Annotated in this window: 10 protein-coding genes; 4 read left to right on the plus strand and 6 right to left on the minus strand. The window is 47.8% G+C overall.

The window, feature by feature from the left end; genetic code table 11:
- Positions 1 to 26: 26 nt before the first annotated feature.
- The 3 genes from dinG (at position 27) to ACKPVM_RS09975 (ending at position 5,088) form a co-directional block, all read left to right on the plus strand.
- Positions 27 to 2,126 carry an ATP-dependent DNA helicase DinG gene (gene dinG, locus ACKPVM_RS09965; RefSeq protein ID WP_409308894.1) on the plus strand — a complete coding sequence of 700 codons (2,100 nt, stop codon included), beginning with the start codon at positions 27 to 29 and terminating at the stop codon, positions 2,124 to 2,126.
- Positions 2,127 to 2,199: 73 nt separating this feature from the next.
- Entirely contained in the window at positions 2,200 to 3,168 is a 969-nt protein-coding gene (ybiB, locus tag ACKPVM_RS09970) for a DNA-binding protein YbiB (RefSeq protein WP_409308895.1), read from the plus strand.
- Positions 3,169 to 3,228: 60 nt separating this feature from the next.
- A complete protein-coding gene (locus ACKPVM_RS09975) occupies positions 3,229 to 5,088 on the plus strand; it encodes a M3 family metallopeptidase (protein WP_409308896.1) in 1,860 nt (619 codons plus the stop codon).
- Between the two features lie 49 nt (positions 5,089 to 5,137).
- Here ACKPVM_RS09975 and glnQ read toward each other — a convergent pair whose 3' ends face one another.
- The 5 genes from glnQ to rhtA form a co-directional block, all read right to left on the minus strand.
- On the minus strand, positions 5,138 to 5,860 hold the full coding sequence (gene glnQ, locus ACKPVM_RS09980; protein WP_409308897.1) for a glutamine ABC transporter ATP-binding protein GlnQ: 723 nt from the start codon (positions 5,858 to 5,860) through the stop codon (positions 5,138 to 5,140).
- The gene (glnP, locus tag ACKPVM_RS09985) at positions 5,857 to 6,516 is read right to left on the minus strand and encodes a glutamine ABC transporter permease GlnP (protein ID WP_409308898.1); all 660 of its coding nucleotides are present in this window, start codon (positions 6,514 to 6,516) and stop codon (positions 5,857 to 5,859) included. The genes glnQ and glnP overlap by 4 nt, the downstream gene beginning before the upstream one ends.
- A 26-nt stretch (positions 6,517 to 6,542) precedes the next feature.
- Positions 6,543 to 7,286 carry a glutamine ABC transporter substrate-binding protein GlnH gene (gene glnH, locus ACKPVM_RS09990; protein ID WP_409308899.1) on the minus strand — a complete coding sequence of 248 codons (744 nt, stop codon included), beginning with the start codon at positions 7,284 to 7,286 and terminating at the stop codon, positions 6,543 to 6,545.
- Between the two features lie 613 nt (positions 7,287 to 7,899).
- Positions 7,900 to 8,403, minus strand: a complete 504-nt coding sequence (gene dps, locus ACKPVM_RS09995; protein WP_409308900.1) for a DNA starvation/stationary phase protection protein Dps — start codon at positions 8,401 to 8,403, stop codon at positions 7,900 to 7,902.
- A gap of 104 nt (positions 8,404 to 8,507) precedes the next feature.
- A complete protein-coding gene (rhtA, locus tag ACKPVM_RS10000; protein WP_409308901.1) occupies positions 8,508 to 9,383 on the minus strand; it encodes a threonine/homoserine exporter RhtA in 876 nt (291 codons plus the stop codon).
- A gap of 397 nt (positions 9,384 to 9,780) precedes the next feature.
- Between rhtA and ompX the strand changes: the two genes are divergently transcribed.
- Positions 9,781 to 10,296, plus strand: coding sequence for an outer membrane protein OmpX (gene ompX / locus ACKPVM_RS10005; RefSeq protein ID WP_409308902.1), 516 nt, complete (start codon positions 9,781 to 9,783; stop codon positions 10,294 to 10,296).
- 117 nt (positions 10,297 to 10,413) lie between these two features.
- Here ompX and ACKPVM_RS10010 read toward each other — a convergent pair whose 3' ends face one another.
- The gene (locus ACKPVM_RS10010) at positions 10,414 to 11,814 is read right to left on the minus strand and encodes an EmmdR/YeeO family multidrug/toxin efflux MATE transporter (RefSeq protein ID WP_409308903.1); all 1,401 of its coding nucleotides are present in this window, start codon (positions 11,812 to 11,814) and stop codon (positions 10,414 to 10,416) included.
- Between the last annotated feature and the right edge of the window lie 275 nt (positions 11,815 to 12,089).

The raw sequence follows: 12,089 nt of genomic DNA on the forward strand, positions 1-12,089 counted from the left end.
CCGGATTTAATAAATACAGAGAATGCATGGCGCTGTCCCCCGCAATAAAATTGCAGATTGGTCAATGGTATAAGGCCCTGCAACAGCAGATCCCGGATTTTATTCCTCGTCTCCCTCAACGACAGATGATTGCCGAGGTGGCAAAAACGCTGGCGGGCGATTACCCACGTCATCTGGTGATTGAAGCGCCAACGGGGGTAGGGAAAACGCTGTCCTATTTGATTCCTGGTATCGCGGTTGGCCGTGCAGAAGCTAGAACGCTGGTGATCAGCACTGCTAATGTGGCGCTACAGGATCAAATTTTTAGTAAAGATTTGCCGTTGTTGCAGGCATTTATTCCTGAATTGAAATTTACTGCCGCGTTTGGTCGCGGGCGCTATGTTTGCCCGCGGAATTTGGCCATGTTGTCGACGGATGTGGATGCGCAAGGCGATCTGACACTATTTCTGGGAGATGAACTGGTGCCCTCCAGTCGCGAAGAGCAAGGACTTTGCTCTCGTATCGAGAAAGCATTACGCAGCTACGCCTGGGATGGACTGCGTGACCACTATCAGGAATCCATTGACGATAGCCTGTGGCGTAAGCTGAGTACCGACAAGGCGAACTGTCTTGCACATAATTGCCACTATTTCCGGGAATGTCCTTTTTACGTTGCACGACGAGAGGTTGAGCAGGCGGATGTGGTCGTTACCAACCATGCGCTGGTGATGGCGTCCATGGAAAGTGAATCTATCCTGCCCAATCCCAAAGATCTCTTATTGGTGTTGGATGAAGGTCATCATATTCCTGACGTCGCTCGCGATATGTTGGAGATGTCTGGCGAGGTCACGCCTGCCTATGTGATGTCTCAGTTGGAGCAGTTGGTGCAGTTGATTGGGCTGTGTATGTCGCAGTTTGCGCCGAAATCGCCGCCACGTCTGGCTCACAGTGAAAGATTGACTTCGCATTGCGAGGAGTTACATGAGCAGCTCCAACTCTTTGCGCAAATCAGCGGGCTTTTTTTGCCGGGGGATAACAGTGAGGCTGAATACCGTTTCCCGATGGGGCAAATACCGGAAGAGATGCGTGAAGTGTGTGTGCGACTGTTCAAGTTGACCGAGACATTACGTGCGCTGACGGAATATATGCTTAACGATCTCAGTGAGAAAACGGCGAAGCACGATGTAGTACGATTACATCATTCTTTGTTAAAAATGAGTCGGGCACTCGGTTATCTGGAGTCGTTGAGTAAACTGTGGCGGTTGGCCGCGATGGAGAAATCGTCCAATGCGCCGGTATCCAAATGGCTAACCCGAGATATCCGTGACAAACAGGTACATTTGTCTTTGCACTGTGCGGGTATTCGCGTGTGCGATCAGTTGGAAAAACTGTTGTGGAGCAAAGTGCCCCACGTTGTTGTGACGTCGGCGACGCTGCGTTCGTTAAATAGCTTTGTCCGTATACAGGAATTGTCCGGCCTGGATGAAAAGGAAGGAGACCAGTTTGTTGTGCTGGATTCGCCCTTCAATCACCGTGAACAGGGACGCCTGGTCATTCCTCAAATGCGCTATGAACCGTTGATGGAAAATGAAGCGCAGCATATTGCGGAAATGGCCATGTTTTTTCGGGCTGAGCTGAAAAAGGAGGTGCACCGCGGTATGCTGATGTTATTTGCCAGCCAGCGCGCCATGCAACTTTTTCTGACGCAGGTGGCTGATTTACGTTTAATGCTATTGGTTCAAGGGGATAAGCCACGCTATCGGCTGGTTGAGTTGCACCGCCAGCGCGTCGAGTCGGGGCAAACCAGCGTGCTGATTGGCCTGCAATCCTTCGCTGAAGGGTTGGATCTTAAAGGCGAGTTGCTGTCTCAGGTCCACATTCATAAGATTGCTTTTCCGCCTATTGATAGCCCGGTTATCCTGACGGAAGGCGAGTGGCTTAAGAGCCTAAAACGTCATCCGTTTGTGGTGCAAAGTCTTCCGAGTGCATCGTTTAGTTTGATCCAGCAGGTGGGACGTTTGATCCGTAGCCATACGTGTTTCGGTGAAATTGTTATCTACGACCGCCGGTTGTTGAGTAAAGGCTACGGTGCCCAGTTGCTTGCTGCGTTGCCGGTATTTCCCATTGAAGAGCGCGCGATGCCTTGACCGGTTGCGTGTTGTCCTGTTAATGCTATTTTCACCGTTATAGATAACGATGTGTCGTTAATGAGAGGCCGGAATGGATTACACCAATATCATTAAAGAGATCGGTCGCGGCAGAAATCATGCCCGTGACCTGGATCAGGTCACCGCTTATGAGTTGTATCGCCGTATGCTGAATGGCGACGTATCAGCGCTTGAACTGGGTGGAATACTGATAGCTTTGCGCATTAAAGGCGAGTCTGAATCTGAAATGCTGGGCTTTTATCAGGCGATGAATGAGCGGGTATTGCAACTTCAGTCTCCCGCAGGACGGCCGATGCCCGTGGTCATTCCCAGTTATAACGGAGCGAGAAAGCAGGCTAATCTGACACCGTTATTGGCCTTGTTGCTCACAAAACTAGGGTTTCCGGTTGTGATCCACGGCGTGAGTGACGATCCTACTCGGGTGACTACCGCTGAAATACTGAGTGTTCTCGGGGTCGCGAGTGCACAAAATGCTGAACAAGCCCAGCAGCAGATTGATGAGGGTTATCCGGTATTTATCCCTGTTTCCGTGCTGTGTCCTGAAATTGATCGGCAATTGCAACTTCGGTGGCGCATGGGCGTGCGTAACAGCAGTCATACGTTAGCGAAGGTCGCGACACCTTTTGCCGAAAATGCCGCATTGCGGGTCGCCAGCGTATCGCATCCTGAATATGTTGATCGTGTTGGGACATTTTTTCATGCGATTCAGGGGCGAGCGCTGTTGATGCACGGAACGGAAGGGGAGGTGTATGCCAACCCACAGCGCTGTCCGGAAATCCATTTTATTCGTCAGCAGAAAACGAGCGTTCTGCAACTGCGACAGGATATTGCCGTCCCGCCGGATAGTTTGCCTATTGCGAGGGACGCGGCAACGACGGCGCGTTGGACGGCGCAATGTCTGGCGGGAGAAATCGCCCTGCCACAGGCTATCCGTTTACAGTTGGCTTGTTGTCTGGTGGCGGCCGAACAAGCGCCGACAATGGAACAGGCCGTCGCGACAATCAGGAAACGGCTGGGATAAGTCGATGAGTGCGGTATCTGACTGTTATCGTGACTATTTTCCTCTCAGAGAAGGACTACCATGCAACAGAGCTTAGATTATTTTGATGCGTTGAATCGTGATTACCTTGCTGTTCATCAGGCGAAAGAAGACCTGTTCTGGCAGTTTTATATGGGAACGGGGAATGAAGATGTCTCGGCGCAATTTTCGGCAGCGGAAAGTGCCTACAAACGCTTTATCTCTCAACCGCAGCGTTTAGTTGAATTACGTCACCACATTGCGGCGTTAGCGTCTTGTCCGACAGACGATCGCCAACAGGCATTACTGCACGGCTTGCAAGGGTGGTATCGCTTTTTTGACTGTAATGTGATTGAAGACATGCAGGCTCAGGCGCTGATGGATGAGATCATTACGGCGGAAAGCGCACTGTACGAGAAGCGAAAAGCGTATGAAATGACACACCTGAATGCGCAAGGGCAACGCGTGTCAGCATCGTTGGGCGAGCTTCTGACCAATCAGGCAACGAATGATACGGAAGGCTATCGGCAAAGTTCTCAGCAGGCGCTACGTGATTTAGAACAGTGGCTATTGCATAACGGTTTCCCTGAGTTGATCGGCCTGCGTAACCGCTTTGCCCGCCAGATGGGATATCGCAATTATTTTGACTACAAGATCAATAAAACCGAGCAGATGTCGCCGGAACAGCTTTTCGCGATCCTGGATCCGTTTGAGGAGCAAACCCGTGAGGCCAATGTTCGTCGCCTGCGTGAACTGGCTGAGGAGAAAGGTCAGGATGCGCTGCAACCGTGGAATATTCGCTATGCCAGTACGGGGGATGTGACTCGGCAGCTTGATCCTTACTTCCCATTTTCAGCTTCTCTGGCTCGTTGGATCAATAGTTTTAAACGCCTGCGTATCGGTTTTAATGGGGCAGAGTTACAGCTCGATTTGTTGGTGCGTAAGGGGAAATATGAAAATGGATTTATGCATGCACCCGTCCCTGCATGTGTTCAGCAGGGAAAATGGGTTCCTGCTCGCATTAATTTCACTAGTCTGGCGAAACCGGATCAGGTAGGAAGCGGTGCCAGCGGTATCAACACGCTGTTTCACGAAGGTGGTCACGCTGCGCATTTCGCCAATATTCGCCAGAATGCACCGTGTTTTTCACAGGAGTTCCCGCCAACGTCGATGGCCTATGCGGAAACGCAGTCCATGTTTTGTGACAGTTTATTGCACGATGCTGACTGGCTTAAACGTTATGCCAAAAACGTGCAGGGTGAGGCGATCCCTGATGAGCTGATTCATGCAGATATCAGCACGCGTCAGCCGATGCGTGCCTTTAATGAACGTCACATCCTGCTGGTGCCTTATTTCGAATGGGAGCTTTACTCGTGGGATGATGAACAGCGCACGCCAGAGGCGATGACGCAACTCGCTCGTGAGGTAGAACAGCGAATTTTGGGGATCAACGGAAGCCCTCGTCCGACGTTGGCGATCCCGCATTTACTGTCAATGGAATCAGCCTGTTCCTATCAGGGTTATTTATTGGCCCTGATGGCTGTGGAACAAACCCGACACTATTTTCTGCAACGGGATGGTTACTTAACCGATAATGCGGCCATCGGTCCCGATTTGGCAAAACATTACTGGTTACCCGGTAATAGTGTTAGCCATGATGATACGCTGAGAAGTCTGACTGGCGAAGGCTTCAATCCGGCTTATCTGGCGCAGGCTTGCAACCTGACGGTTGATGAAGCCTGGCAGCAGGCGGAACACACGATGGCTCAGGCGCGATTACGTCCTCAGCCTGCTGCTGATTTTGATTTGGCGGCGCATATTCGTATTGTTGATGGCGATCGTGTGCTGGCTGATAATGAAAACGGTGACGATGAGATGTGTCAGGATTTTGCCGAGTTTATTGAGCGAGAATATTCACGCTAAGATGAAAACTAAAGGGTGCTTTCGCACCCTTTAACGTATGAGTGAAAACTCAGGAAACGTGCTGTAAAAACTCACGTAAGCGATCGCTTGGTGGATTGGTGATAAGTGTTTCTGGATCACCATCTTCAGCAATTCGCCCTTTATCAATAAAGATGAGCCGTGAAGCCACCTTATGGGCAAAGCCGACTTCGTGAGTCACGATAACCATTGTCATCCCTTCTTCCGCGAGATCCTTCATGACCGTCAGCACTTCGTGGCGTAACTCAGGGTCAAGTGCGGAGGTCGGCTCATCAAACAGCATCAACTTTGGTTTAACCGCCAGTGCCCGAGCAATGGCCACGCGCTGTTGTTGCCCGCCAGACAGTTCGGAAGGGTAGTGATTGGCCCGTTCGGATAAACCGACTTTTGCCAGGAGCTCTTTAGCGAGTTTTTCCGCTTCGGCTTTACCCGTTTTACGTACGCGAATCGGACCAAAAGCCACGTTTTCCAGTGCCGTTAGATGAGGGAAAAGGTAGAACTGTTGGAACACCATACCGGCTTCCTGGCGGATCAACCGTTCATCCACTCGCGGATCGTTAACTTTCAAGCCATCAACAATCAACTCACCGCTGGTGATCTCTTCAAGCTTATTGATACAGCGTAATAGCGTAGATTTACCGGAGCCAGAAGGCCCGATGATCACGACAACTTCACCCTGGTTAATTTTCAGATCGATATCATGTAAAACTTTCGTCTGACCAAAGTGTTTAGAAACATTTTTAAATTCAATCATATAATCTTAAGTCTTCTTTCCAGACGACGTAGGATGAAACTGAGAACCAGCGTGATAAACAAATAAATCACGGCCACCGCACTCCATATTTCCAGTGCACGGAAATTACCTGCGATGATTTCCTGGCCGGAACGTGTAAGTTCCGCCACGCCAATGACGATAAATAACGACGTGTCTTTGATACTGATGATCCACTGATTACCCAGCGGCGGCAGCATGCGGCGCAGCGCCAGTGGCGCAATTACGTGCCGCAACGTCGCGCGGCGTGACAGCCCCAACGCCAGACCCGCTTCACGAAAACCGTTATGGATAGACAATACTGAACCACGCGTGATTTCCGCGATGTAGGCACCCGAGTTAATCATGATCGTCACGACGGCGGCGGCAAAAGGGTCGATCCTTACGGAGGTCAAAATCATTGGTAACGCGAAGTAAATGAACATCACCTGAACAACAATCGGTGTGCCTCGAATAATTTCAATAAATACCAACGCGATACGGCTGGAAAACCACCCGCCGTAAGCGCGGGCAAAGCCCGCGAGAACGCCGATAACCAAGCCACCAAGCAGGCCTAGTACCGAGATCAACAATGTCATTTTTGCCCCTTCTAACAAAAGGGGCAGAGAAGGCCAAATGGCACTCCAATCAAACTGCATGGAATATCTCCAGATTAAATCGGCAATTACTTAGGTTCTACACCAAACCATTTCTTGTAGATTTCAGCATAAGTGCCGTTGTCACGCAGTGTTTGAAGTGCGCCATTAACTTTTTCACGCAGATCGCTGTTTTTCGGAAAGGCGATGCCGTATTGCTGTGCTTTGATGGAATCACCAACCGCTTTGAACTGACCGTTACCCGCGGTTTTGATGAAGTAAAGAATATTGGGCGTGTCATGCAGGACAGCATCAGCACGATTAGTTCCTAACTCCATGTAGGCGTTGTCAATATTTGGAAACTGGCGCAAGTCTTTGGTCTTGATGTTCGCTTTGGCATAGTCAACGGAGCCTGTACCGCTTTTCACGGCAACGACTTTGCCAGTTAAATCCTGCTCACCCTTGATCTCATTGTTGTCGGCTTTAACCATTACCAACAGGCCACTGTTATAATAGCCATCGGAGAAATCGATTGCTTTTTTACGCTCGTCAGTAATCGTGATCCCAGCCAGTGCCAGGTCAACGTTTCGGGTTTGCAATGCGGGAATGATTCCGCCAAAGTCCATGGGTTTCAGGGTGTACTTCAGGTCGAGTTGTTTGGCGATGGCATCCCAAAGATCGATATCAAAACCAACGTATTTATCGCCTTGTTTGAACTCGAATGGAACGAAAGCGGTGTCGGTTGCGACAATCAACTCTTTTTCTGCAGCATAGCTGGAAACGCTCATCGCTAACGTTAATGCAGCCAAAGAGGCTTTAAGTAATGATTTCATCAAATCCTTCCTATTTATACTGGTTGGAGATGCCCATTATTTCATAAGGGCAATGTTTTTACAGGCATGATCAAGCATAGTACGAAAGTAATGGCCGTACGAAAATAAAAAAACCTTTAAAAACATTAAATTATTGACAGGTTGTTTGACTTGATCTGTCATTTTTATGTAATCACCCATGCTGATGATAAGTATTTTTTATCCAATATCATCCGTTCAGGGTAACGTTATGATTAAGAATCTATCCCACCAGGGCTATTCATCTGCCATTTGCATCAGACAGCACTCAAAACCCCACGTACTGCACGTACATTCCGGCTGTTGCGCACTGTCTGTGTCCAAACGGATTGAACCATAACGTCTACCGGAATAGTTTCTAACTCATTCATACAGGGGAAACAACCGTTGATTGTTGTTATCTTGAATTATTATGGGAGAAAGGTAATTTTTTGAGCACTAAAGCGTAGAAAATAGTGAATGACAATGCAGATGGGCGATATCGTGAGCAATCGGGAACTTGATAGCAGCAGGATAGAAAAGCAATAAAAAGAGAAGGACCGCCGAGGCGGTCCTGTGATACCTGATGACTCGAGAGCGGTGGATATCTCAACGATTATTCAATGTTGGATTCGATAAACCACAGGAATTTATCCAGATCGCGTGATGCCGCCGTCAGAATATCGGCGGTATCTTCATCCTCTGCCTTAGCGATCGCTTTACGCACATCGTTCGCAACGACGGCATAACGTTCCGCTAGCGCTTTCAGATGCTCTTGTACGCTGTGGATATTGGTTGGGTAACTTTTCAGCGACGTCTCTTTGCTGACAATTTGCACGGTCCCCAGTGCGATGCCACCGAGCTGGACAACACGTTCTGCCATTGTGTCCTGGTGTTCAGTAATTACAGTACGGAACCCATCAATCATTTCATGTACGGCAATGAAGTTTGCGCCACGCATGTTCCAGTGTGCCTGTTTCGTGATCAGGGACAGATCAATAAAATCAACTACCAGGTGGTTTAACAGCTTGATAGTAGAGGTCTTCACGCCATCATCCAAATCGTTGCGAGTATAGATAAGTTCGGAAGATGCGGATTCAACCAGTTTAGCGGTACGCATAATATAGTCCTCTTATTTAATTTTCATCATCTAACTGTTTAATGAGGTTTATTATAGCAGCGATAAAATGAGATATTGAAAAGAATCATCTATTAAATTAATAGCTATTTTATTTCTGCTGATTTAGCAGGTTTTATTGTCATTGTGGCACCGATAGAGGCAATTATAATAAATAAAAGCGCCATCCACTGGGTAAGCATTAAATGTTCATTAAGAAAGAAAATGCCGGAAATGGCGGCGATGGCGGGTTCCATACTCATTAAGGTGCTGAAGGTTCTGGCTGGCAGTCGGGTTAATGCTATCATCTCCAGAGAATAGGGGAGTGCAGTGGAAAGAATCGCGACAGCAATACCCAGTGGTAATATAGAAAGAGAAAACAGTGCGGGTTCTGAATAAATAATGCCAATAGGACAAAAAATAAATGCGGCGATGAATGAACCTACGGCAACCGTTCCAGGTCCATGATTCAAGCCCGCTTTTTGACCAAAAAGAATATATAACGCCCAGCAAACGCCTGCACCAATGGCACAAAGTGCACCTGTTATATCGACATTGCCGATATTATGGCCAAAGGGTAATAAGAACCATAGCCCAAGGACTGCCAGAATGACCCAAAGGAAATCAATCAACCGGCGTGATGATAACATCGCCACCGCAAGGGGGCCGGTAAATTCCAGGGCGACGGCAATGCCGAGGGGAATCGTTCTCAATGAGAGATAAAAGAGAAAATTCATTCCTCCCAGCGTGATACCGTAAACGATAAGCGACAGTCGGTTACTGCCAAAATGCATCCGCCAGGGCTTAAAAATGAGGCAAAGGATGAGTGTGCCGATGCCAAGGCGCAGCGCGGTTATCCCTGTCGCGCCGACAATTGGAAACAGGCTTTTAGCCAGCGCGGCACCACTTTGAATAGAGATCATGGATATCACGATCAGAAAAATTGAAAGTAACGCTGAAAGACGTTGGGAAGAAAAGGTCATTCTTACGGCCTTAATTGCAGGATAAATATTGAGTTAACTAAGGGATACGCTGCTGCCAGACTAATCAATTGTAAAGGATTTGTCCGGATAAAGCTTACTTTTATTGACTTTTATTTACGATATATTTAATGACTGTATTTTTTATGCGAATTAATTAGCGCATAAACTGAACGGAAAGTTAAGAATTGTCTGTTTTGGTGATAAAAAAAGAATTAATTTTTGAACCTGTTGTCCTCTAAAAAAAACCAATGTAATTAGCGTAGTAGCATGGCTTTGAAAATATTTGTTACATCAAAGGTATAATTGAAAAATATTTACTACACGGCATGACTGTCATTTTTTTGTTATATTTATGCCGTTGGGTATTTTTTCGTAAGATGAATTTGAGGCTGTATATATGAAAAAAATCGCGTGTCTTTCAGCACTGGCTTGCGTATTAGCCGTTAGTGCAGGTTCAGCAATGGCTGGTCAGAGTACTGTTACTGCTGGTTATGCTCAGGGTGATGCCCAGGGTGTTGTAAATAAAGCAAAAGGCTTTAACCTGAAATATCGTTACGAACAAGATAATAACCCATTGGGCGTAATTGGTTCTTTTACTTACCTGCAAGATAGTAATACAACTGATGGTTTTTATACTAAGGGCCAATACATGGGTATTACTGCGGGTCCTGCTTACCGTCTGAATGATTGGGCGAGTATTTATGGTGTGGTAGGTATCAGCCACGGTAAATACACGGGTAACGAAACTGATGGCTCTTTCCACCAGAGCAATGACGATTATGGCTTCACCTATGGTGCTGGCTTGCAGTTCAATCCAATCCAGGACGTTGCTCTGGATGTTGGTTATGAACAAAGCCGTATCCGCAGTGTTGATGTCGGTACCTGGGCAGTTGGCGTCGGTTACCGTTTCTAATTCCAATCGAGTGGATTTTCCCTCAACGTTGGTTGTTAGATGTGTCGATAAAAAATCCGTCCTTGTGGACGGATTTTTTTATGCCCAGTTTCCCTGCCGCTGGGGGCAGTAAAGCTTTTAACCTTCTGTCGGGCGATAACGCCATAACCAGCGTCCGCTAACCATACGCTGGTAGTAAAAAAAGCCGCGAACAATCCAGTCAAGGAACATGCCCATCCAAACGCCAATGACGCCGAACCCAAGGATGACGCCAAGAATATAACCAGCAATGACGCGACATCCCCACATGCCTGCCATGGCGATCCACATCGTATAGCTGGCATCTTTCGCGCCTTTTAAGCCTGCAGGAAGCACCCAGGATGCCGCCCAAATCGGCATGAACAGCGCGTTTAGCCAAATCAGATGCTGGACAACTTCAATTACTTCTGGTTCATCGGTATAAAACGAGGCCATGTAGCGTGCGCCGGGAATGGACATCACCGCCAGGATGCATAGTCCAAAATTGGATAGCCAAAAAATATAGTTTAACTGTCGGGTCGCTTGCATGATCTGCCCCTTACCTAAGCGCGTACCGACAATAATCGTGGCTGCTGAACCAAGAGAGTTACCCGGCAGGTTGATGAGTGTTGCGATAGAAAACGCGATGAAGTTGCCAGCGATGACCTCGGTTCCCATACCCGCGACAAACCGTTGAGTAATCAGTTTACCCACATTAAACATGACGGATTCAATACTGGCAGGAATGCCAATACTTAGCACTTCATACAAAATCGTGACGGTAAACGGCGCAAAATAAGATTTGAAGGGGATTCTCAGTGCGCCGTTGAAGCCATGCATGAGCGTCAGAATGACCAGTAGTGCGCCAATATAGCGGGAGATCGTAATCCCGATACCCGCGCCGATAAAGCCAAGGCCATCCCAGGCGAAAAAACCGTAAATCAGTATGCTACTGATCACGATATTGAGAATATTCATCCCAATATTAATGACCATGGGGAGCTTGGTATTACCTGCACCGCGTAAGGCACCGCAGCCCACAAGTGCGATGGCGAGTGCGGGATACCCCCAGACCGTCCAACGAAGGAATGTTAATGCCAGAACTTTGACAGACGCTTCGGCTTCGCCAGCGATCAGTTCAATAATGGCTTCACCCGCGAATTCAACCAGTGCAACCAGCAGGAGAGAGATAATAACGAGCAGAGAGATAGATTGCCGTGATGCCGCTCGAGCCTGTTTTCTGTTCCGCTGACCGAGGCTAAACGCGACGACAACGGCGGTACCCAAGGCAACCGCAGTAAAAAAGGCGATAATAACCATATTAAAACTGTCTGCCAAACCCACGGCAGCCATCGCTTCTTTACCCAACCAACTCACCAATAGGGTACTAAACAGCCCCATCAAAACAACACACAGTCCTTCTATAAAAATAGGAAAGGCGAGTGGTGAGATTTCGCGCCAGAACAGCACTCGATTTGAATATCGCTTTTTGTACCAATCAGTGTTTCGATATTTGCTCATTAGACGAGCACGGTGGTTTCTCAACATTTTCCCGCTGAATTCCATAGAAAGCAGATAGATGCGTGAACCTTCCGGTTAACGCCCCTGTGCAATGGGTAACTAAAAAATAAAGCTGAGCGGTGTGCAATGTTCAGGGGAATCGATGATCTTATTGCTATCTTGTTCCCTTTTTACGTATGGATTAACCCGCGACACGCATTGGTTTTCTGAAATCAACCATTTCTTTACAGATTAACAGTCACATACCTGATGCTCCAGTGCATTGTAGTCAATTA

Source organism: Pectobacterium hainanensis, assembly GCF_046237015.1.
Lineage (GTDB): Bacteria > Pseudomonadota > Gammaproteobacteria > Enterobacterales > Enterobacteriaceae > JBJYIN01.